Below are 21,558 nucleotides of genomic sequence, written 5' to 3'. Positions count from 1 at the left end.
AGCACCTGTGGATCCTGTGGAAAACAGGTGTTTCCGCTGGTCAGAGCGAGTTTTCGCCTGTGTGGTCAGCGGGGGACGCGCTGTGGACGAACTAGGGGCTCGGTGGACGACGAGATTTTCCCCAGAGTTCGTCCACCGTTTGCATGGTCTCGGTCCACAGGTTTGAGGGGTGTCGTCCACCGTCGTCCACAGGTCTGTGCACAGGTGTGGGTATTCACCCTGTCCACATCCGTCCACAGGCGTGGGCATCCCTGTGGATTCAGCCTCTGTGCTGCTGTTTGATGCGGCTGGTGAGCTCTGTGACCTGGTTGAACGTCGAGCGCCGCTCGGCCATCTGCTCCGTGATCTTGCGGTTCGCGTGCATGACGGTCGTGTGGTCGCGTCCGCCGAACTGCTGCCCGATCTTGGGGAGCGAGAGGTCGGTGAGCTCGCGGCACAGGTACATCGCGATCTGCCGGGCCGTCACCAGGACACGCGACCGGGAGCTGCCGCACAGGTCGTCGATCGTCAGGCCGAAGTAGGCCGCCGTCTGGGCGATGACGCTGCCCGCCGTGATCTGGGACGCGTCGTCGTCGGTGATGAGGTCCTTGAGGACGATCTCCGCGAGGGCGAGGTCCACGTGCTGCCGGTTGAGGTTGGCGAACGCCGTCACCCGGATGAGCGCGCCCTCGAGCTCGCGGATGTTCGACGAGATCTTCGACGCGATGTACTCGAGGACGTCGTCGGGTGCGGCGAGCCGCTCACCGCTGGCCTTCTTGCGCAGGATGGCGATACGGGTCTCGAGGTCCGGCGGCTGGACGTCCGTGATGAGGCCCCACTCGAAGCGGGACCTCAGCCGGTCCTCGAACCCGTTGAGCTGCTTGGGCGGCAGGTCGGACGTGATGACCACCTGCTTGTTGGCGTTGTGCAGCGTGTTGAAGGTGTGGAAGAACTCCTCGACCGTCTGCTCCTTGCCCTGGAGGAACTGGATGTCGTCGATGAGGAGGAAGTCGACCTCGCGGTAGCGGCGCTGGAAGGCACCGGCCTTCTCGTCGCGGATCGAGTTGATGAAGTCGTTGGTGAACTCTTCCGAGCTCACGTACTTCACGCGGACCCCGGGGTAGAGGTTGTACGCGTAGTGCCCGATGGCGTGGAGGAGGTGGGTCTTGCCCAACCCGGAGTCCCCGTAGATGAAGAGCGGGTTGTAGGCCTTGGCGGGAGCCTCGGCGACAGCGACCGCCGCCGCGTGGGCGAACCGGTTGGAGGAACCGATGACGAACGTCTCGAAGAGGTACTTGGGGTTGAGGCGGGCCGGCTCCACCGGCGTCCGCGCGGCGGAGACCGTGTGCGAGCCGAGCGGACCGCGTCGGCGGGGACGCTCGTCGATGTCGTCCTCGTCGTGGCGTGCGGTGAGGTCCTCGCGGACGGGCTTCTCGTCCGGGACCGGGGGAGCGACGACGGGGCTGGTCGCGGCGTCCGCGTCGAACCCGAGCTCCGGGTCGACCGTGATCGCGAAGCGGGCGTCGCGGCCGAGGGCGTTGGAGAGTGCCTGCACGACCTCGGCGCGCACGCGCGTCTCGAGGTAGTCCCGCGTGTGGTCGTTGGCGACGGCGATGATGACGGTGCCGTCGAAGAGGCCGAGGGGCTTGGCGAGCTTGACGAAGGCCAGCTGACGGGGCGTGATGTCCGGGCTCGCCTCGAGCTCGGCGAGGGCCTGCTTCCAGATCGCGCCGATGGTGTCGTCTTGGTGTGCCACGTGGACTTCCTGAGGGTTCTGGTGCGCGGTGTTCTCGTGCGCGGTGGGACGGCCTCGTCGGCCGGCGTGGACGTGGGCCCGTGGGCGCCGGAGGTGTCCGAGTCTCGCACGCGGGCCCCTCGTCCACACAGTTTTCCACAGCCTGTGGGGAAGCGGGTCGGCCCGCTTCCGGGACAGGTCCGCACGTCAGCGACGAGCAGACGGTGACCGCGGGTCCCGGGCTGTCGTCCCGGGGGTCCACAGGCCGACCGCGACGTCCACAGGACACGGCGTCCGCCACGCCGCATCCGGCCCGGCTTGACCTGAGGGCCCGTCGCCACGTACCGTTTCACAGCCATTCCCGTCGCTTCTGCATGCCCTCAGGGCGTTGGACACGGAGTGACGTTCAGTGCGGCCATCGTGGACGTGCTTCCCCGACGTTTTTGGAGTACCTCGTGAGCAAGCGGACCTTCCAGCCGAACAACCGGCGTCGCGCGAAGACCCACGGCTTCCGGCTGCGCATGCGCACCCGTGCAGGCCGTGCGATCCTCGCCGCGCGTCGCCGCAAGGGTCGTTCCGAGCTCTCTGCCTGAGCATCGGTGCTTCCCGCGGCGCATCGCATGCGCCGTCCCGGTGACTTCGACCGGGCGGTGCGCGGCGGTGTGCGCACAGGAAAATCGACCATGGTCGTCCATGTCGCCGACGCGCTCGGTGACGAGGATGCGCCATCGGTCGGTTTTGTTGTCTCCAAGGCCGTGGGCAACGCCGTCGTCAGGAACGTCGTGAAGCGTCGGATGAGAGCCGTGGTCGCCGAGCACCTCACGGAGCTCGCACCGGGAACCCTCGTCGTCGTGCGATCCCTGCCGGCCTCCGCCTCCGCCTCCTACACGACGCTCGAGTCCGACTTCTCGTCGTGCCTGGCGCGTGCGCAGAAGAAGCGCCGCACGCCCCGTCCGGTCGGGCGATGAGCGAGGCGTCGCAGCGCAGGGCCCCGGTCGCGAGAGCGTTGCGGGGCGCGGTGCGCGGGTACCAGAAGTACGTCTCCCCGCTCTCCGGACCGCGGTGCCGGTTCTACCCGTCGTGCTCCTCCTACGCGGTCACCGCGCTCGAGACGCACGGAGCGGTCCGGGGCTCGGCGCTCGCCACGTGGCGGGTGCTCCGGTGCAACCCGTGGAACGACGGGGGAGTCGACGACGTTCCTCCTGTGGGTGGAGCGCGCGCCCGGCGCGACGATCCCAGACCATAGCTTTCCCGCCGGAGGGTGCTCCGGCGGTTCGTGTACGACGCTCATGCTCTAGGAGCCGCAGCCGATGGACCTCTTCCGGATCCTCTACCCGATCGAGTGGGTCGTGGCATGGATCATGTATCTCTGCCACAAGTTCTTCACGTTCCTCGGGCTGCCCGACGGCGCGGGCGTCGCGTGGATCCTCGCGATCGTCGGCCTCGTGATCGTCATCCGTACCGTGATGATCCCGCTGTTCTTCAAGCAGATCAAGGCGTCGCGCGGGCTGCAGATCATCCAGCCGGAGCTCCAGGCGATCCAGAAGAAGTACAAGAACAAGAAGGACCCGGCGTCCCGCGAGGCCATGAGCCGCGAGACCATGGCGCTCTACAAGAAGCACGGCACCAACCCGTTCTCCTCCTGCCTGCCGGTCCTCCTCCAGGCACCCGTGTTCTTCGCCCTGTTCCGGGTGCTCAACCAGCTCGACGACATCGGGAACGGCACCGTCTCGCCGATCGGCCCGATGGACCAGGCCGTCGCGAAGGCGGCCGAGTCGTCCACCCTCTTCGGTGCACCGCTGTCCTCGACCTTCCTCCACGAGCCCACGAACCTCGAGACGAAGCTCGTCGCGGCCCTGCTCATCGTCCTCATGTCGGCAACCCAGTTCCTCACTCAGCGTCAGCTGACGATGAAGAACATGCCGCAGTCGGCCCTCGAGGGCCCGATGATGCAGACGCAGAAGATCATGCTCTACATGCTGCCCGTGATCATGGCGGTGTCCGGCGTGAACTTCCCGATCGGTGTGCTCATCTACTGGACGACCACCAACCTGTGGTCCATGGGCCAGCAGTTCTACACGATCCGCAAGATGCCGGCCCCCGGCTCCGAGGCGGAGAAGAAGCTCAACGAGCGCAAGGCCCGCAAGGCGGCCCGGAAGGGCATCGTCATCGAGGACACCACGCCGACGGTCATCGTCCAGCCGCGTGGCCAGCGTCAGCAGCCCAAGCGCAAGGACCGCCAGCGCGGGAAGCGTGGCCCGGGTGACCTCGCGCCCGGAGCCGGTGCGTCGGAGTCCGCAGTCACCGACCCGCAGGCCGCGGCCCCCTTCGCCGGCGAGCAGGAGACGGGAGCGACGTCGCAGCCTGCGAAGGCCACGGGGACGGCGACGTCCGGGAAGAGGAAGAAGTCGGCCCCCGGAACCACGCCGGCCAAGCCTGCAGGACCTGCCGGGAAGACCGGTCCCACCACGCCCGGAGCGTCGAAGGCGAAGCGCAACAAGCGCTGACGCGGGCGGATGAGCACCCTGAGCAAGACACGTGAATGGAGAGCACCGTGACCGCTTCACCTGACTCCGTGCCCGAGACGGACGTCCGCGACTCGTCGTCGCTCCTCGAGGAAGAGGGCGAGGTCGCCGCGGACTACCTCGAGGAGCTGCTGGACATCGCCGACCTCGACGGGGACATCGACATCGACGTCGACCACGGCCGTGCAGCGGTGGAGGTCGTCGCGGACGACCAGTCCTCGCTGAAGCACCTCGTGGGCAAGGACGGTGAGGTCCTCGATGCGCTGCAGGAGCTCACGCGTCTCGCGGTCCAGACGAGGACGGGGGAGCGCAGTCGCCTCATGCTCGACGTCGCCGGATACCGGGCCGGGCGTCGTGTCGAGCTCACGGCACTCGCCAACGAGACCATCGAGACCGTCCGGTCCACAGGAGAGAAGGTCGCTCTCGATCCGCTGAACGCCTTCGAGCGGAAGGTCGTGCACGACGTTGTCACGGCAGCGGGCCTGACGTCTGAGTCCTTCGGGGTCGACCCGAACCGCTACATCGAGGTCGGTCCGGCCTCCGCCTGATCCGGATCGGTCAGATCATCGCACCGCTGCGGCCGTGTTCCACGTGGAACACGGCCGCAGCGTCCGTATAGAGAGGAAGCACCGTGGACGCGAACCTCGACCGCGACGCCCTGCACACGTTCTTCGGGTCCAGCTACGACGTCGTCGCCCGGTTCGCCAGCGAGCTGGAGACCCAGGGAGAGCTCCGAGGGCTCATCGGCCCTCGGGAGATCGACAGGATCTGGTCCCGCCACATCCTCAACTCGGCGGCCCTCCTCCCGTTCCTCCCGAGCTCGGGTTCGGTCGCGGACATCGGTTCCGGAGCCGGGCTCCCCGGACTCGTGGTGGCCGCTGTGCGACCCGAGCTGGAGGTGATCCTCATCGAGCCCATGGAGCGACGATGCCTGTGGCTCACGGAGATGCGGGAAGCGCTGGAGCTGTCCAACGTGGACGTCCGGCGGGGGAGGGCGGAGGAGTTCCACGGCGCCTTCACCGTCGATGTGGTGACGTCCAGGGCCGTCGCAGCACTCGACAAGCTCGCACGATGGTCCCTCCCTCTCCTCGAGAAGGGCGGGGAGCTCGTGGTCCTCAAGGGGAAGAACGTCCGTGACGAGATCCCACCGGCACGGAAGGTCCTGAGGAAGTACGGGATGAGCGAACCGGAGGTCCTCGAGGCGACCACCATCGACGGTGTGGAGCCGACGACAGTCCTGCGGTCCCGACGCGGCAAGGCGTGAGTACCTGATGAGGTGGTTCGAGACGGCGTAGGCCTGCTGTTCCACGTGAAACGTCGCTCTCGGGAGCTCCTGACCGGGGTGCCGGGAGTACGGGAACGCCGGTCCGGCCAGTAGTGTGGGTGGCAGGACGGAGTCACGGCGCGCCGGAAGGGCGATGCCCCCGCGCGGACCGTCCTCACGACCGGAAGGACGACAGTGTGGAGGACAGTCGCGTGACGATGGCACCCGACCACCGACCCCAGGATGCGCTCGACCCGACCCCCGATGCCCCGTCGGCGCAGGGCATCGATCCCGTGTGGGTGAGGGACGCGCACGTCCGCGAGATCCTCGAGAGTCTGCCACCCGACGACGAGACGACCCCCCTCGCGGCGCAGCTCCTCGAGGACACGCGGCGCAGGGTGTCCCTCCAGGGGCATCGCTTCGCACGCCCTCGCGAGACACGGATCATCACGGTCGCGAACCAGAAGGGTGGAGTCGGGAAGACGACCACGACCGTGAACCTGGCGGCGAGCCTCGCGCAAGGGGGCCTCAACGTGCTCGTCATCGACAACGACCCGCAAGGGAACGCGTCGACCGCGCTGGGTATCGATCATCGAGCCGGTGTCCCGTCGGTGTACGAGGTGCTGGTCGAGGGTGCCCCCATGGCGGAGACCGTCCAGCAGTGCCCGGACTTCCCGACCCTCTTCTGTGTTCCCGCGACGATCGACCTGTCCGGCGCGGAGATCGAGCTCGTGTCGCTCGTTTCACGTGAAACACGGCTGCGCCGTTCCCTCGACGAGTACCTTGCCCAGCGTGATGAGGAAGGGCTGCCGCGCATCGACTACGTGTTCGTCGACTGCCCTCCCAGCTTGGGCCTGCTCACGGTGAACGCCTTCGTCACGGGTCGTGAGGTGCTCATCCCCATCCAGTGCGAGTACTACGCGCTCGAAGGGTTGAGCCAGCTCCTCAAGACGATCCAGCTCATCCAGGCTCACCTCAACCCGGATCTGCACGTCTCGACGATCCTCCTCACCATGTACGACTCGCGGACCAACCTCGCCCAGCAGGTCGCGTCGGAGGTGCGTGAGCACTTCGCGGCGGAGACGCTGCAGACGAGCGTCCCGAGGTCTGTCCGCGTCTCCGAGGCCCCGAGCCACGGCCAGACCGTGATCTCCTACGAGCCGAGCTCTACCGGGGCGTTGGCATACCGGGAGGCGGCGCGTGAATTGTCGGAACGCGCCGGTGGACGAGAAGACGTCTCCGCGTGACCGTGGGTGGCACAATGACGGCGGACCATCCGCGCGGGCACCGAGAGGACACACTGTGAGCGAGAAGCGTCGCGGCCTGGGCCGAGGCCTCGGTGCCCTGATCCCCACGACCGCCGAGGGCGGGCGTCCGGTGGACGTCTTCTTCCCGGGTGCGCAGCCGACTGCGCAGGTGCGGGCGGAGAGTGGTGACGAAGGGGTCGCGGACTCGTCTCACGACGGCGACCAGGTCGTCGCGACGGTCACCGCTCCCGGCCAGGGCGACGGGTCGCAGAGGAGCATCGCTGCCGCTGTCGCCGGTATGCGTGCGCACCGTGGACGCCCGGAGAAGCCGCGCACGGAGATCCGGATCGACTCCGTTTCACGTGAAACGTACGAGGCGGCCACGGGCGACGTGCCGTCGGACGAGCTGGTGCCGGTGCCCGGTGCGAGCTTCGCGGACATCGACGTGAGCGCGATCCACGCGAACTCGCGGCAGCCGCGCACGGTGTTCGACGAGAACGACCTGGCCGAGCTCGTCGGCTCGATCCGCGAGATCGGGGTGTTGCAGCCCATCGTCGTGCGTCCTTCGCGTGAGACGGACGGCTACGAGCTCATCATGGGGGAGCGGCGCTGGCGCGCCACCCAGGCCGCGGGGCTCGACACCATTCCCGCGATCATCCGGGAGACGGACGACGCTGACCTCCTCCGGGACGCGCTCCTCGAGAACCTCCACCGGAGCGACCTCAACCCCCTCGAGGAGGCGGCCGCGTACCAGCAGCTCCTCGACGACTTCGGCTGCACCCACGAGGAGCTCGCGTCGCGGATATCCCGCTCACGGCCCCAGATCTCGAACACGCTTCGCCTCCTGCGACTCCCGCCGCTCGTCCAGCGCCGTGTGGCAGCGGGAGTGCTCTCCGCCGGGCACGCCCGCGCGCTCCTCGGGCTCTCGGACGGCGCAGAGATCGAGCGCCTCGCTCAGCGGATCGTCGCCGAGGGCCTGTCCGTCCGTGCGACGGAGGAGATCGTCGCCATGGGTGGGCTCGAGGAGAAGAAGCCGAAGGCCCGCCCGCGGGCCGGAGGACGCGTCCAGGCGATCGACGACCTCGCGGTGCGACTCTCTGACCGTTTCGAGACGCGGGTGAAGGTCGATCTCGGGAAGACGAAGGGCAAGCTCACCGTCGAGTTCGCCTCCGTGGAGGACCTCAACCGGATCCTCACGGTCATGGCCCCCGAGGAGCAGGGCCTCTTCAAGGGCTGAGGTAGCCCGGGCCGGCCGGGCCGGCCCGGGTCAGGCGCCGCCGGCCCGGGCGTGCTCGACGATCGAGAGGTAGAGGTCGGGGAGGGCATGACCGCCCGCCACCGCGGCCTGCGGGAAGAGGGACGTCTCCGTCATCCCCGGTGCGACGTTCACCTCGAGGAACGTCGGCGTGCCGTCCGGCGTGAGGATCATGTCGGTGCGTGAGAGGCCACGGAGGCCCAGGGCCGCGTGCGCGCGGATGGCCGTCGATGCGACGGCCTCCGCCTGCTCCTCGGTGAGACGGGCCGGTGAGAAGTACTCGGTCCGCCCCGGGTTGTACCGTGCGTCGTAGTCGTACGGTCCGTCTGTGACGATCTCCACCGACGGCAGGGCGACGGGGCCGTCGGCGGTCTCGACCACGGAGGTCGCGATCTCCGTCCCGAGGATCGCCCGCTCGATGAGCGCGATCTCGCCGTAGGCGAAGCAGGAGACCATGGCCTGCGGGAGCTCGGCCATGGTGGACACGAGCGTCACGCCCAGTGCGGACCCGCCCTGTGAGGGCTTCACCACGAGAGGGAGCCCGAGGCGCTCGACGGCGGACTCGAGCACTACCTGGGCGCCGAGCTCGCGGAAGAGGCTCTGGGGGAGGGTCACGTAGTCGGGGGTCGCGATGCCTGCGCGGGCCACGACGGACTTCGCGACAGGCTTGCTCCACGCGACACGGCTCGCCCGGGGACCGGTGCCCACGGAGCGGCAGCCGACGAGCTCGAGGACGTCACGGATGGACCCGTCCTCGCCGCTCGCGCCGTGGAGGATGGGCCAGACGACGTCGGGTCGGATGTCGCGCAGCGCCGGGATGAGGTCCGCGTCGACGTCGTGCACCGTGACCTCGGCACCGGCGGCGCGGAGGGACTCCGCGACCCGACGGCCCGAGCGTAGCGACACGTCGCGCTCGTGGGAGAGCCCGCCGGAGAGGATGACGACCCTGGGTGTGTGTGTCATGCGAGGTCCGGTCCTGGGTTGTCGACGTCCGAGACGTCGTCGAGCGCTGGTCTGGTCCCGAAGATCTCGACGAGCTCGCGCTCGGCGTTGACCACGGTGGCGAGGCGCCGGACGCCCTCCCGGATACGTTCGGGTGTCGGGTAGCAGTAGGAGAGCCGCACGTGGTCGGCGCCGGTGCCGTCGGCGAAGAACGCCGTCCCGGGCACGTAGGCTACGCGCCCGGTGACGGCCCTGGGGAGCATCGACTTCGAGTCGAGGCCCTCGGGGAGACGTACCCATGTGTAGAAGCCGCCGTCGGGCACCGTCCACGTGGCGTCGGGGAGGTGCTCCGCGAGGGAGGAGACCATCGCGTCCCGCCGCTCGCGGTACATCACCTGGAAGGCCTTGATCTGCGCTCTCCAGTCGCTCGTGGACAGGTACGCGGAGATGGCCATCTGCGACGCGTTCGACGGGCAGAGGATGGCGGACTCGGAGGCGAGGACGAGCTTCTCGCGGACCGCGTGGGGAGCGACCACCCACCCGACGCGGAAGCCGGGCGCGAACGTCTTGGAGAACGACCCGAGGTAGACGACACCGTCCTCGTCCAGCGACCGGATGGCGGGGATCGGGTCCCCGGAGAACCCGAGGAGGCCGTAGGGGTTATCCTCCACGAGGAGCACGCCGTGCGAGCGGGCGATCTCGAGCACACGGGCGCGGCGCTCGAGGGAGAGTGTCACCCCGCCGGGGTTGTGGAACGTGGGGATCGTGTACAGGAGCTTGACGCGCCTGCCCGCGGCTCGGAGCTCGGTGAGGCACGCGTCGAGTGCCTCGGGGATCAGCCCTGCCTCGTCCATCGGGACGTGCACGACGTCCGCCTCGTAGGAGCGGAACACGCCGAGGGCGCCGACATAGCTGGGTGCCTCGGCGACGATGACGTCGCCCGGGTCCACGAAGATGCGCGTGACGAGGTCGAGCGCCTGCTGAGACCCGGTGGTGACGACCACGTCGTCGGGGTGGGCGTCGATGCCCTCGAGGTGCATGACGTCGAGGATCTGCTCGCGGAGGGCCTCGTGGCCCTGCCCCGACCCGTACTGCAGCGCGGAGAGTCCCTGCGTGGCGATGACGCGCTGGACCGTCTCGGAGATGGTGTCGAGGGGGAGGCCCTCGAGGTACGGCATGCCCCCGGCGAGGGACACGACCTCGGGGCGGTTCACGACCGCGAAGAGTGCGCGGACCTCGGAGGCGCGCATGTTGTGGGCGCGCTGCGCGTAGGCACCGAACCAGGGGTCGAGGCGTGTTCCCGGGGTCGGCGGTGTCGTGGAGGTCACGTGGGTAGTCTCGCACGCGGCCCCTCTCCGGGAGGAGAGGGGCCGCGATCCGGGACGTGTCAGACGGTGCCGTCGAGGACGGCGTCGATCTCCTCGGCGATGGACCTCTTGGGGCGTGCCCCGACGATGGACCGGACGAGCTCGCCGCCGCGGTAGACGTTGAGCAGCGGGATGGAGGTGACGCCGTAGGCGGCGGTGGTCGCCGGGTTGGCCTCGGTGTCGAGCTTGGCGATCTTCAGGCGCCCGGCGTACTCCTCGGAGAGCTCCTCGAGGACGGGGGCGACCATGCGGCACGGGCCGCACCAGTCGGCCCAGAAGTCCACGAGGACGGGGACGTCGGACTCGAGGACCTCGGTGCGGAACGTGTCGTCGGTGACGGGGACGGTGCTCACAGTGCCTCCAGCGCGTCGGCGAGCTCGGTGGGGGAAGCCTGGGCGTCGACGAGCGACGCCAGGTAGTGCTGGGCGTCGAGCGCTGCGGAGCACCCGGACCCTGCGGCGGTGATGGCCTGGCGGTAGGTGTGGTCGACGGCGTCGCCGCAGGCGAACACGCCGGGGAGGTTGGTGCGGGTGGAGCGTCCCTCGACCTGGATGTACCCCTCGCCGTCGAGGTCGACCTGACCGGCGACCAGACCGGTGCGGGGGTCGTGGCCGATGGCGACGAACACGCCCGTCGCGTCGAGCCGCGACTCGGCCCCGGTGACGGTGTCGCGCACCGTGAGGGCCTCGACCTTGTCGTCGCCGTGGATGGCGGTGACCTCGGTGTTCCACGCGAACTCGATCTTCGGGTCGGCTGCGGCGCGCTCGGCCATGATCTTCGAGGCGCGGAGCGTGTCACGGCGGTGCACCAGGGTGACCTTGGACGCGAACCGGGTGAGGAAGGTGGCCTCCTCGACGGCGGAGTCCCCTCCGCCGACGACCACGACGTGCTGGTCGCGGAAGAAGAAGCCGTCACAGGTGGCGCACCAGGACACGCCGCGCCCCGAGAGGCGCTTCTCGTCGGGCAGGCCCAGCTCGCGGTACGCGGAGCCGGTCGCGAGGATGACGGTGCGGGCGCGGAACACCTCACCACCGGAGGTGCGGACGGTCTTGACGTCGCCCGTGAGCTCGAGGACCTCGGCGTCGTCCCACACGACCTTGGCGCCGAAGCGCTCGGCCTGCTTCTGCATGTTGTCCATGAGGTCGGGGCCCATGATGCCGTCGACGAACCCCGGGAAGTTCTCCACCTCGGTGGTGTTCATGAGCGCGCCGCCGGCCGTGACCGAGCCCGCCACGACCACGGGGAACAGCCCGGCGCGCGCCGCGTACACCGCCGCGGTGTAGCCGGCAGGGCCGGACCCCACGATCACGAGGTCGAGGATGGGCGCGGACTGTTCGGTCACGATGGGGTCCTTCGGTCGGTGGTCGGGTGCGTCGTGGACGTCAACATGGGGGTCCGGGTGGTTGTTCCCCGTGGCGGCTCAGGAGAGCGCGACCTCGTACAGGTGGACCCGGTTGGCGCCGTCGGCGGCCTGCGGGAGCTCGGTGAACCACAGGACGATGCTCTGCGTCTCGACGGGTGCCGCCAGCTGGAGCGCGGTCTCGCCGGTGAGTGGCCCCTCGGCGAGGAGCTCGCCACCGTTGGGGTTCGCCGGGTCCGTGGCACGGACCTGGACGTTGCCTCCCTGGTTCTCGGTGGACAGGAAGACGACGGACACGGTGGCGGGCGCCTCGAGGGTGATGTTCAGGCCGACGCCCTCCTTCAGCCCGCCGTACTGGGGGGTGTTGTAGGTGCGCGTGTACCAGGCGGACGTGGAGTCGCCGTCGACCGCACGGGCGGCGAGCTCCGGGTAGTCGTACTGCTCGGCTCCCGGCATGTCGACGAGCACGCCACCGGTGATGACGGGTGGCGCGGCGGCAGGCTCCTCGGCGGGTGGCGGTTCCTCGCCGCCGGCCGCTGCCTCGTCGCCGGTGCCCTCGGTGGGCCGGCCGTCGGGAGCGACGACGGCGGGGCCGAGCCCGCTGCCGATCGAGTTGATGGCCCACGCGGCCCCGACGACCACGAGGACGATCATGAGGACGAGCACGACCGACGTGGGGTTGATGCTCATACGGCGCCCGCCCTGCTTGGCGGGGACCATCGAGCTGAACGTGCGGTCCACGGAGCTGCGGTCGCCGATCGGGGCGGGTGCGAGCGAGTCGAGGCTGCCCGTGTGGGCCGCGGGCTCGTGGTCCGCGAGCTCGTCCACCGGGTGGTACGACGGGGGCAGGGCCCCGGTGCGGGTCGCGGAGTACGAGGTGCGCACGACGCCGGTTCCGCCCGTGCTCGGTGACGCCGCGGCGCCCGCGGCTGCTCCTGCGGCCAGCGGTGCGGTGACGCGCGGCACGCGTCCGGTGCCGGTGCGTCGGACGGGACCGGCGGGCGGCGGGGTGCCGGGCATCGATGAACCGGCGGAGGTGCCGGTCATCGACCGCACGGACTGGCGGTTCACCCCGGTGGGGGGTGCGGGCTCCGGCGGTCCGACCGTCTCGGGCTCGGCGTTCTGCGGCACGTCGTCCTCATCCCAGGGTGCGAGTTCTGTCACGAGCTGGCCGGGCGTGTGGGGCCCGTCGTCGTTGGGTCCCAGGGTGACCACGCACAGGGTGTCGAGGTCGTTCGGGACGGAGGCGTTGATCTCCCTCGGCGGCGCGAGCGGCTCGCCCGGTTCCTGCACGTGCTCCGGGAGGGGCGCGCCCGGGTGGAGGGCTCGTGCCTGCTGCCCGGCGGCGGGGAGGACCCCGGTGAGGGCGAAGTGCAGGAGGGCGACGAGACCGACGGTGTCGGCCCGCGACGCGCGGTCGGCGGCGTCGGCGGAGTGGTCGGGCTCCTGGAGCGCCCCGTCGATCCCGAGGCCGGTGACCCTCACCCGGCCGCGGTGCACACGGATCGAGGCGGGGCGCAGGGCGCCGTGGTGGACGCCGCGTCGCCGGGCGACCTCGAGCGCCTTGGCGGCCTGCCCGATGATCGCGCGGGCCTGGGCGGCGGGGAGCGGGCCGTCGGCGACGAGCTCCGCGAGGGTCTGCCCGAGGTAGGGCTCGGTGACGACGACGTTCTTGGTGGCGTCGTGGAGGACGTCGAGGACGCGGGTGAGGTGGCTGTCGGAGACGAGCGCGGCGCGTCGTGCGGCGTCGAGGGTCAGCGCTGCGTGGTCACCGTCGACGAGGCTCACGCGGACCGACCGGTCGAGGATCTGGTCGGTGGCCTCCCAGGCCCTCACCCCGTCGAGATCGCTCGCGACCGGCTCGACGAGCCTGTACCTGGCCACGACCAGGGTGCCGCGTTCCACGCTGTCCACCAAGAGGCTCCATTCACGAGTCGTCGGAGTATGTCAGCACCGCCAACATGGTACGCGGGTCACCTGCGGGGGCGGCGCCCCAGCTTCTTCATGACGGGCTCCGCGAGGCCGGTGAGCTCCTCGACGCCCATGAGGCGCAGGGCGAGCACGTACACGGCCGTCATGGTCGTCCCGACCAGGGCTGTCACGCCGAGGGCCGTGAACCAGGAGTCGCCCGGCTCGAACTCCCACACCTTGAGGACGAACCACCCGATGCCGCCGGCGACGGCCGCGGCGATGACCAGCTGGACGTGCAGGCGCAGGATGCGCGAGAGGTCGAGCCCGTCGAGGCGCTTGACCATCCCGCCGACGCGCAGGAGGACGGCGACGAGGTTGGACAGCGACATCGCTGCGGCGATCCCCACGACCCACCACTGGGCGGGCAGGGTGAGGGACCCGACCCACGCACCGGCCATGAGGACGATGGTCACGGGGATCTGGATGAGGAAGACGGTGCGCCCGTCCTCGAACGCGAAGTACACCCACTTCATGAGGACCATCGCTCCCAGGGGCACGAGCCCGAGGGCCATGGCCAGCATGACGCGGCCCACGACGACGACGTCCTCGGCGGGGAGCGTCGGCACGAGGAGCTTCATGGCGGGCTGGGAGAGGACGACGAGGACGGACGTCGCGAACACCGTGAACACGGCGATGACGCGCAGGCCGCGGGACACGGTGGCACGGATGGTCTCGACGTCGCCGCGCGCGGCGGCGGCGCTCATCCCGGTGAAGAGGGCGGTCGCGATGGAGACGGTGACGAGCGAGTGGGGCAGGAGGTACACCATGAGCGCCTGCGTGTAGGCACCGTTGCCCGCGACGGCGAGGCCGTCGTACCCGTCGGCGCGGGCGGTCACGGGTGCCGCGGTGGCGATCTTCGTGGTCACCCACACGGCGAGCTGGTCGAGGAGCACGGCCGCGAACGTCCACGCCCCGACGCGTCCGACGGACCGCAGCCCGACGCCCCGCACCCCGTACCGCAGGTGCCAGCGGAACCCGGAGCGCCACAGGGGGATGATCAGCACGAGGGCCTGGGACACGACACCGAGGGTGGCGACCGCCCCGAGGAGGGTCACCTTGCCGGTGCTCCAGTCGCCGAGGTCCCCGTTGACCGCCGATCCGCCGTAGACGAGGAGGAACGCGGAGAACCCGATGATCGACACGACGTTGTTGAGGGCCGGTGCCCACATGAACGGCCCGAACTGGCTGCGGGCGTTGAGGACCTGCCCGAGGAGCGTGTACAGGCCGTAGAAGAAGAGCTGGGGGATGCACCAGAACCCGAACGCGACGGCGAGGGAGACCTGCGCCGCGGACCAGCTCTCGTCGATGTAGATGCCCACGGTGACCGACGCACCCAGGGTGCACACCGCCGTGAGGAGCAGGAGCGCGGTGCCCGAGAGCGTGAGGAGCTTGTCGAGGTACTCCTGGGAGTTCGGCGACCGGTACGCGCGCATGACCTGGGGCACGATGACCGCGTTGAGCACCCCGCCCGCGATGATCGCGAAGAGGATGTTGGGGACCTTGTTGGCGATGTCGAACGCGTCGGCGATGGACCCGGTGGCGCCGATGACGGCCACGAGGAGCAGGTTGCGGACGAGGCCGAGCGCACGGGACACAGCGGTCCCGGACGCCATGACGAGCGAGCTGCGGCCGACGGAGGACTTCCCGGTCTCGGGTTCTGCGGTCACGGGGTGCTCCGGGGCGGTGTGGTGGGACGGTCCGGCGTCTCGGGCAGGGCGTCGTGGCTGGTGGCGGCCGCGCCGGTGGGGTCGACCCCGGGAAGGGTACCGGAGTCCTGGGCGTCGATGAGCGCGTCGAGCTCCCCGGTCTGCTCGCTGTGCTCGAGCTGCTCGACGACAGCGGCGGACGCCCTGCGCTCGGAGCGACCTCGGTGCACGGTCCGCCAGATACCGGCACCGAGGAGGACGAGGAGGAGGACGGCGACCACGAGGGTGCCACGGTTCTCCCAGTCGGCACGGACACGGACCTTGAAGGTCGCCGGCTCGGCCACGAGGGTGCCGTCGGCGGACAGGATGTGCACCTCGGTGGTGACGTCTCCGCTGCCGATGCCGCGCACCGGCACGGTGACGCTCGCGTCGCCGCCCGCGGGGACGGTCACGGGGACGCGGGTGTCGGCGACGAGGCGAGGGCTGTCGGGCTCGAGCTCCACGAGGAGCGTGACCGCCTGCCCGAGGTCGTTGCGCACCTGGACGGGGATCTCGCTCCCGGTGCTGATGAGGTTGAAGTCGCTGCCGGTGACCACGGAGACGGCACCACGCAGCGCGGCGAGGTGCTGGGCCTGGTGCTCGACGGCCAGGGCGCGGCCGTCGGGGTCGCCACGCCACGCGACGGACCCCACGGCGACCGCGGACTCGGTGACGGGTCGGGTGAGGGCCCCGGGATCGGTGACGATCTTCGCGAACGTCTGGGCCTGCTGCGCGGTGCGTCCGACCTGACGGAGGGTGTCGCCGTCGACGGCTCCGGCGCCGAGCGCGGTGGTGTCCGCGGGCACCGGCGTGCGGGGGATGCCCGGGTCCCCGCCCGCGAGGAGCGCGGACAGGGGCGCGATCGTCGCCCAGGGGACGGCCGTGATCCCGTTGAGCTGCGCCTGGAGCACGTCGGCGCCGGGCGACCAGTCGCGGGGCGCGGTGATGACGACGTGGCGCGCCTGGGCGGGGCGCTCGCGGGAGATCACCGCGAGCTCGGCGGTGATCCGCTGGCGGGCGGCGGCGGGGGTGGACGCCGTGGTCGTGCCGGTGGTCCCGACGGGCCCGGGGGCGTCGAGCAGGAGGGTGGTGAGGGTGGCGTCGGGGAGGACGGCTGCGGCGGTCCCGGAGGGGGTCGTGACGGAGGTGAGCCCGGTCGCGGTGTAGGGCAGCTCGACGACGGGCTCGAAGGTGCCGCTGCCGACGACGACGGTCCCTGCCCCGGACCGCACGGCGAGGTCGAGGACGTCGGTGGCGGGCGCGTCGTCCGCGGGCCAGCTGAGGTCGGTGCGCCATCCTGAGAAGGGTTCCCCGAGCGGTCCTTGCACGGGGAGGGGTAGCCCGGCCGCGGCGTAGGCGCTGATGTCCTGGTCGTACCGGGGGAGGGCGTAGGTCTCCCCGGCGGCGGTGGCCTCGAGGAAGCGCTGCGCCCAGGAGGCCCCGCCGGTGGTGGTGGTGCCTGCGGTGTCGCCGGTGGGCGTGTCGTCGGCGAGGAGCTGCTCGACGAGGGCCGGGTCGACGGCCCAGGTGACGCCCGGGACGGCCTGGGTGCCGGCGAGGAGGCTCTCGAGGCGCCCGCCGGGCGCGGTCTCCTCACGGAGCGCCTCGGTGGTCCGCTCGGGTGCGAGGGGGTCGGCGGGCGGTCCGACGACGGGGACGACGACGCTCACCGAGAGGGGTTGGACGGCGGTGTCGTCGAGGGGGTACCAGACGACGTAGGTGCGCAGGACGCCGAGGCGTTCCACGGCGGAGTACCCGTCGGTGACCCCGGTGACGGACACGGCGAGGCCGCGGGGTCCCCATGCGGCGTAGCCGGTGCGGAGGTTGAGCTCGTCGGCGGCGACCGTGAGCTCGACGGTGGTGGTGGCCCCGGCGGCGAGCGTGTCGGGCAGGGGTGTGGTGAGGAGCGTGGTGCCGAGGGTGGAGGAGCGTTCGGCGGTGGACCAGGACGCGATGGAGTTGCGGGTGTCGAGCGTGTTCCGCGCGAGGCTGAGGCGGGCGACGGGCGACGTGATGTCGGCACCGCTGGTGTTGGTGAGGGTGGCGACGACGGTGAGGGTGTCCCCCGGGCGCAGGGTCTCGGGGGTGAGCGACGTGAGGGTCACGTCGACGGGGCCGTCGGACGTCTCGGCGGTCGCCGTGGCGGTGCCGGGGCCGGGGACGACGGCGGTGGCGAGGGTGCCGGTGACGGCGAGGAGGACGGTCAGGAGCGCGGCGACGGCGGCGTGGAGCGCGGTGGCCGGGCGGCCGGGGCGTGCGTCGCGTCGGGGACGTCGGGAGGGGCGCCGGGCGTCGGTCGTGGTCATCGGCGGGTGGTGTCCCCGGAGTGGGTGAGGAGGGCGTGGGCGGCGGCGGCGAGGCGTCGCTCGTTGGGGTAGCTGAGGACGGTCGGGAGGTCGTCGAAGGACACCCAGGCGACGTCCTCGGCCTCGCTGTCGGGGTCGCCCTCGACGGTGAGGTGACCGCCGACGGCGTGGAGGAGGAAGTGGTGGACGACCTTGTGGACGCGGCGGTCGTCCCCGGTGAACCAGTAGTCGATGACGCCGAGGCGGCGTTGGACGGAGCCGAGGATGCCGGTCTCCTCGGCGATCTCCCGGACGGCGGCCTCCTCGGCGGTCTCGACGCCTTCGAGGTGGCCCTTGGGCAGGCACCACTCGAGGCGACCGGCCCGGTTGCGGCGGGCGATGACGGCTGCGTGGAAGTGGCCGTCGAGGGTCTCGACGACGAGTCCGCCGGCGGACGTCTCCTCGACGACGGGGAGGTCGGAGGAGGAGCCGGGCAGCGGGGACCCGGTGACCGGGCGCGTGGCGCGCGGGTCTCGCCGCAGGGGGTGGCCACCCGGCGGCGCAGGGACCGGTGCGCGGCCCTCGGGGTGCGCGGCGGTGGACATGTCGGCCACTTTATCTTTATCTGGCAGGCTTTGATGCTGTGCAGCAGCCGATGAGCAGTGAGAGCGCCGGGAATCCGGTGAGCGGGTCCGACGACGAGGGCCTCGCGGAGAAGGTCGCGCTCCTGAGGCGGCGCGCGACGGCGGTCCTGGCGCACATGGCGCCGGCGGCGACGGAGCTGGGTGCGGTCTTCGAGGCGGCGGGCCACGAGCTGGCGCTCGTGGGCGGTCCGGTGCGTGACGCGTTCCTGGGGAGGTCGAGCGCCGACCTCGACTTCGCGACGTCGGCGTCGCCGGACGAGACGCAGGCGTTGCTGGCCCGCTGGGGCGACTCGCACTGGGACATCGGACGGGAGTTCGGGACCATCGGCGCGTCGCGCCGCGGGCGGGACGGTGAGCCCGACGTGGTGGTGGAGGTCACGACCTACCGCTCCGACGAGTACGACCCGGCGTCGCGCAAGCCGGTGGTGGCGTTCGGTGACACGCTCGAGGGTGACCTGTCGCGGCGTGACTTCACGGTGAACGCGATGGCGGTGCGGCTGCCGTCGTTGACGTTCGTCGACCCGCACGACGGTCTGGTGGACCTCGCGGCGCAGGTGCTGCGCACCCCGATCGAGCCGGAGCGGTCGTTCGACGACGACCCGTTGCGGATGATGCGGGCGGCACGGTTCGCCGCCCAGCTGGGGTTCGCGGTGGACCCTGGGGCCTGGTCGGCGATCGTGGCGATGGCCGACCGGGTGACGATCGTGTCGGCGGAGCGGGTGCGGGACGAGCTGGACAAGCTGCTGCTGTCGCGCTCGCCCCGGGCGGGCCTCGAGGTCCTGGTGGAGACGGGCCTGGCGGACCACGTGCTGCCGGAGCTCACGGGGATGAAGCTCGCGGTGGACGAGCACCACCGCCACAAGGACGTGTACGAGCACTCCCTGACGGTCCTCGACCAGGCGATCGACCTCGAGTCGGGACCGGAGGGTCCGGTGCCGGGCCCGGACCTGGTGCTGCGTCTCGCGGCGCTGCTCCACGACATCGGGAAGCCGGCGACGCGCCGGTTCGAGGCGGGCGGCACGGTGAGCTTCCACCACCACGAGGTGGTGGGGGCGAAGATGTCGGCCAAGCGCCTGCGCGCCCTGCGGTACGACAAGGAGACGGTGAAGCAGGTGTCGCGGCTGGTGGAGCTGCACCTGCGGTTCCACGGGTACGGCGACGGGGCGTGGACGGACTCCGCGGTGCGCCGGTACGTCACGGACGCCGGTCCGCTCCTGGAGCGGCTGCACCGGCTGACGCGCGCGGACTGCACGACGCGCAACCGGCGCAAGGCGCAGCGCCTCTCGTCGGCGTACGACGAGCTCGAGGCCCGTATCGAGAAGCTCCGAGGCGAGGAGGAGCTGGCGGCGATGCGCCCCGACCTGGACGGTGAGCAGATCATGGCGGCGCTGGGTGTGCCGCCGGGTCCGGCCGTGGGGCGGGCGTACCGTTTCCTCATGGAGCTGCGGCTGGACCGTGGTCCGCTGGGTCCGGAGGCGGCGCGCGAGGAGCTCCTCGCGTGGTGGGCCACGCAGGAAGGGTGAGGCGGCGGGCTGCCGAGCCTCGCCGCACGCTCGACGTTTCACGTGGAACAGGCACGACGACCCGGCCCAGCACCGACCAGCACCGACCGGCACCGACCGGCACCACCCACCGGCACCACCCACACCGAGGAGCACCCATGCGCGAGGTCGACATCCCCACCACCGAGACCGCGCTCGCCGACGGCGCGTACGTCGTCGACGTCCGGGAGGACGAGGAGTACGTGGCCGGCCATGTGCCCGGCGTGCACCACGTGCCCCTGAGCAGCTTCGTCGAGCAGCACTCGACGATCCCCGCCGACGGCACCGTCTACGTCATCTGCGCGGCGGGCGTGCGTTCCCTCCAGGCCGCCCAGTTTCTCGAGGCCCAGGGGTACGACGCCGTCTCCGTGGCCGGCGGGACGCAGGAGTGGGCACGTTCCGGCCGCCCCGTCGAGACCGGGCGCTGACCCGCAGGTTCCCGAGGATCCCGGCGGGCCAGGTGCTGGCGGTGCGAGGGGTTCGCGCACCCCACCGGCCGTACACGACGGCCAGCACCGCATAGGCGACGGCGAGGGACGCGAACGCGCTCACCGAGTACCCGGTGTCCGGGAGCACCAGCGCCGCGACGGCCGCAGCACCCACGAACGCCGCGTTGTACAGGACGTCGTACAGGGCGAAGGCCCGCCCACGGATCCGGTCCGGGGTGTCGCGCTGGACCACCGTGTCCACCGCGATCTTCGCGCCCTGCGCCGACAGCCCGAGGCCGACGGCACCCACGAGCATCGTCACGAGGTCCAGGTGGACCGCCAGGAGGGCCTGCGACACGCACCCCAGCAGCAGGCACACCGTCACCCACGCCTGCGATCCGTACCGCGCCGCGAGGACCGGGCTCAGCACCACGGCCGCAGCGAAGCCGACCGCGGTCGCGCCCAGCACGAGGGCGAAGGTCCCCAGCCCCGTGCTCTCCGCCGCGTCGTCGCCGAGGAGGTTGCGGGAGACGAGGATGCTCGACACGAACATCACCCCGAAGAGGAACCGGTGCGCGGCCATGACGAGCAGCGCCTGCGCGGGGGTACGGAGCGCCACGAGGGCGTGTGCGCCCTCGACGAGTCCACGCCCGAGCTCGCCCAGCTGTCGGCGCACCGGTGCGCGCGGACCGCGGACGTCCGGGCCCAGCAGGCCCGTGGGAAAACCGAGCGCCAGGACGGCGGCTACCGCGAAGAGGAGCGCTGCGGCACCGAGCGACGCCGCGTCACGCCCGGCACCTGCAGGCACGGCGAGGCCGAGCAGCAGGCCCAGGACGCCACCCACCCCGGCCGCGCCGGCGCCGAGCGTCGGGACGATCGCGTTCGCCGTGAGGAGCAGCGGGCCGTCCACCACGCGCGGCAGCGACGCCGACAGCGTGGCCAGCAGGAACCGGTTGACGGACAGGGTGCACAGGGCCAGCACGTACACGGACGCCGGAGCGCCGTCGCCGAGCACGATCACCGCGACCGTCACCGCGAGCACGGCCCGCAGCAGGTTCGACACGACGAGCACCCGTCGGCGTCGCCACCGGTCCAGCAGGACGCCCGCCCACGGACCCACCAGGGTGAAGGGTGCGAGGAGCACCGCGAACGCCACCGCGATGCTCGCGGCCGTCCCCTGGGACTCCGGCGAGAAGAAGAACAGGGTGGCCAGTCCCACCTGGAACATACCGTCGCCCGACTGGCTCACCATCCGCACGGCGAACAGCCTGCGCAGCTCCCTGAGACCCAGCAGAGTCCTCAGGTCCTCCGCGACGCGCATGCCGTCAGC

General features: G+C 71.0%; 19 protein-coding genes and 1 pseudogene. 10 read left to right on the top strand and 10 right to left on the bottom strand.

Translation table 11 applies throughout. From position 1 onward, the window contains the following. Positions 1-259 precede the first annotated feature (259 nt). A complete protein-coding gene (gene dnaA, locus JAV76_RS07445) occupies positions 260-1,735 on the bottom strand; it encodes a chromosomal replication initiator protein DnaA (RefSeq protein WP_198733414.1) in 1,476 nt (491 codons plus the stop codon). Between the two features lie 434 nt (positions 1,736-2,169). Between dnaA and rpmH the strand changes: the two genes are divergently transcribed. The 8 genes from rpmH (at position 2,170) to JAV76_RS07405 (ending at position 7,987) form a co-directional block, all read left to right on the top strand. After that, complete coding sequence (gene rpmH / locus JAV76_RS07440) at positions 2,170-2,307, top strand: 50S ribosomal protein L34 (protein ID WP_013885212.1); 138 nt, start codon at positions 2,170-2,172, stop codon at positions 2,305-2,307. A 27-nt stretch (positions 2,308-2,334) separates the two neighbouring features. Further along, positions 2,335-2,682 (top strand): ribonuclease P protein component, encoded by a 348-nt coding sequence (rnpA, locus tag JAV76_RS07435; protein WP_230402017.1) that lies wholly within the window; start codon positions 2,335-2,337, stop codon positions 2,680-2,682. Beyond that, positions 2,679-2,960, top strand: coding sequence for a membrane protein insertion efficiency factor YidD (gene yidD, locus JAV76_RS07430; protein ID WP_198733412.1), 282 nt, complete (start codon positions 2,679-2,681; stop codon positions 2,958-2,960). Before rnpA ends, yidD begins: the two co-directional genes overlap by 4 nt. Before the next feature lie 64 nt (positions 2,961-3,024). Then, on the top strand, positions 3,025-4,221 hold the full coding sequence (gene yidC / locus JAV76_RS07425) for a membrane protein insertase YidC (protein WP_198733411.1): 1,197 nt from the start codon (positions 3,025-3,027) through the stop codon (positions 4,219-4,221). Positions 4,222-4,256: 35 nt separating this feature from the next. After that, positions 4,257-4,787 carry a Jag family protein gene (locus JAV76_RS07420; protein WP_198733410.1) on the top strand — a complete coding sequence of 177 codons (531 nt, stop codon included), beginning with the start codon at positions 4,257-4,259 and terminating at the stop codon, positions 4,785-4,787. A gap of 83 nt (positions 4,788-4,870) precedes the next feature. After that, positions 4,871-5,503 carry a 16S rRNA (guanine(527)-N(7))-methyltransferase RsmG gene (gene rsmG / locus JAV76_RS07415; RefSeq protein WP_198733409.1) on the top strand — a complete coding sequence of 211 codons (633 nt, stop codon included), beginning with the start codon at positions 4,871-4,873 and terminating at the stop codon, positions 5,501-5,503. A 218-nt stretch (positions 5,504-5,721) separates the two neighbouring features. Next, the gene (locus JAV76_RS07410; RefSeq protein ID WP_230402028.1) at positions 5,722-6,750 is read left to right on the top strand and encodes an AAA family ATPase; all 1,029 of its coding nucleotides are present in this window, start codon (positions 5,722-5,724) and stop codon (positions 6,748-6,750) included. Positions 6,751-6,805: 55 nt separating this feature from the next. Continuing rightward, on the top strand, positions 6,806-7,987 hold the full coding sequence (locus JAV76_RS07405) for a ParB/RepB/Spo0J family partition protein (protein ID WP_198733408.1): 1,182 nt from the start codon (positions 6,806-6,808) through the stop codon (positions 7,985-7,987). A 30-nt stretch (positions 7,988-8,017) separates the two neighbouring features. Here JAV76_RS07405 and JAV76_RS07400 read toward each other — a convergent pair whose 3' ends face one another. The 8 genes from JAV76_RS07400 to JAV76_RS07365 all read right to left on the bottom strand — a co-directional run bounded on the left by JAV76_RS07400 (position 8,018) and on the right by JAV76_RS07365 (position 18,220). Then, complete coding sequence (locus JAV76_RS07400; RefSeq protein WP_198733407.1) at positions 8,018-8,968, bottom strand: D-alanine--D-alanine ligase family protein; 951 nt, start codon at positions 8,966-8,968, stop codon at positions 8,018-8,020. After that, on the bottom strand, positions 8,965-10,275 hold the full coding sequence (locus tag JAV76_RS07395; RefSeq protein ID WP_372403302.1) for an aminotransferase-like domain-containing protein: 1,311 nt from the start codon (positions 10,273-10,275) through the stop codon (positions 8,965-8,967). Before JAV76_RS07395 ends, JAV76_RS07400 begins: the two co-directional genes overlap by 4 nt. Positions 10,276-10,334: 59 nt before the next feature. Further along, on the bottom strand, positions 10,335-10,667 hold the full coding sequence (trxA, locus tag JAV76_RS07390) for a thioredoxin (RefSeq protein WP_198733406.1): 333 nt from the start codon (positions 10,665-10,667) through the stop codon (positions 10,335-10,337). Beyond that, positions 10,664-11,656 carry a thioredoxin-disulfide reductase gene (trxB, locus tag JAV76_RS07385; protein ID WP_198733405.1) on the bottom strand — a complete coding sequence of 331 codons (993 nt, stop codon included), beginning with the start codon at positions 11,654-11,656 and terminating at the stop codon, positions 10,664-10,666. Before trxB ends, trxA begins: the two co-directional genes overlap by 4 nt. A gap of 78 nt (positions 11,657-11,734) precedes the next feature. Next, entirely contained in the window at positions 11,735-13,588 is a 1,854-nt protein-coding gene (locus tag JAV76_RS07380) for a protein kinase family protein (RefSeq protein ID WP_198733404.1), read from the bottom strand. A 59-nt stretch (positions 13,589-13,647) separates the two neighbouring features. Beyond that, positions 13,648-15,312 carry a murein biosynthesis integral membrane protein MurJ gene (gene murJ / locus JAV76_RS07375; RefSeq protein ID WP_307844068.1) on the bottom strand — a complete coding sequence of 555 codons (1,665 nt, stop codon included), beginning with the start codon at positions 15,310-15,312 and terminating at the stop codon, positions 13,648-13,650. Continuing rightward, on the bottom strand, positions 15,309-17,636 hold the full coding sequence (locus JAV76_RS07370; protein WP_198733403.1) for a DUF6049 family protein: 2,328 nt from the start codon (positions 17,634-17,636) through the stop codon (positions 15,309-15,311). Before JAV76_RS07370 ends, murJ begins: the two co-directional genes overlap by 4 nt. Further along, on the bottom strand, positions 17,633-18,220 hold the full coding sequence (locus tag JAV76_RS07365) for an NUDIX hydrolase (protein WP_198733402.1): 588 nt from the start codon (positions 18,218-18,220) through the stop codon (positions 17,633-17,635). The genes JAV76_RS07370 and JAV76_RS07365 overlap by 4 nt, the downstream gene beginning before the upstream one ends. A gap of 50 nt (positions 18,221-18,270) precedes the next feature. On the opposite strand from JAV76_RS07365, the gene JAV76_RS07360 reads away from it, so the two are divergent. Then, a complete protein-coding gene (locus tag JAV76_RS07360; RefSeq protein ID WP_198733401.1) occupies positions 18,271-19,782 on the top strand; it encodes a CCA tRNA nucleotidyltransferase in 1,512 nt (503 codons plus the stop codon). A gap of 137 nt (positions 19,783-19,919) precedes the next feature. Further along, positions 19,920-20,138 (top strand): annotated as a pseudogene (locus JAV76_RS07355) (rhodanese-like domain-containing protein); the annotation flags it as partial. Here JAV76_RS07355 and JAV76_RS07350 read toward each other — a convergent pair. Then, a complete protein-coding gene (locus JAV76_RS07350; protein ID WP_230402016.1) occupies positions 20,095-21,549 on the bottom strand; it encodes an MFS transporter in 1,455 nt (484 codons plus the stop codon). The pseudogene JAV76_RS07355 and the gene JAV76_RS07350 overlap by 44 nt on opposite strands. Between the last annotated feature and the right edge of the window lie 9 nt (positions 21,550-21,558).

It is taken from the genome of Sanguibacter suaedae (genome assembly GCF_016342785.1).
In the GTDB taxonomy this organism is placed as follows: Bacteria; Actinomycetota; Actinomycetes; order Actinomycetales; family Cellulomonadaceae; genus Sanguibacter; species Sanguibacter suaedae.
The sequence above is the reverse complement of the archived record's forward strand: the minus strand, read 5'-3'. Positions and strand labels throughout refer to the sequence as shown.

Bases quoted from the DNA above. Each gene is read 5' to 3' on its own strand.
- JAV76_RS07365 (WP_198733402.1), bottom strand. From the start codon at position 18,220: ATGTCCACCGCCGCGCACCCCGAGGGCCGCGCACCGGTCCCTGCGCCG.
- JAV76_RS07360 (WP_198733401.1), top strand. From the start codon at position 18,271: ATGAGCAGTGAGAGCGCCGGGAATCCGGTGAGCGGGTCCGACGACGAG.
- JAV76_RS07420 (WP_198733410.1), top strand. From the start codon at position 4,257: ATGGAGAGCACCGTGACCGCTTCACCTGACTCCGTGCCCGAGACGGAC.
- JAV76_RS07370 (WP_198733403.1), bottom strand. From the start codon at position 17,636: ATGACCACGACCGACGCCCGGCGCCCCTCCCGACGTCCCCGACGCGAC.
- yidC (WP_198733411.1), top strand. From the start codon at position 3,025: ATGGACCTCTTCCGGATCCTCTACCCGATCGAGTGGGTCGTGGCATGG.
- JAV76_RS07350 (WP_230402016.1), bottom strand. From the start codon at position 21,549: ATGCGCGTCGCGGAGGACCTGAGGACTCTGCTGGGTCTCAGGGAGCTG.
- JAV76_RS07400 (WP_198733407.1), bottom strand. From the start codon at position 8,968: ATGACACACACACCCAGGGTCGTCATCCTCTCCGGCGGGCTCTCCCAC.
- yidD (WP_198733412.1), top strand. From the start codon at position 2,679: ATGAGCGAGGCGTCGCAGCGCAGGGCCCCGGTCGCGAGAGCGTTGCGG.
- JAV76_RS07410 (WP_230402028.1), top strand. From the start codon at position 5,722: ATGGCACCCGACCACCGACCCCAGGATGCGCTCGACCCGACCCCCGAT.
- rnpA (WP_230402017.1), top strand. From the start codon at position 2,335: ATGCGCCGTCCCGGTGACTTCGACCGGGCGGTGCGCGGCGGTGTGCGC.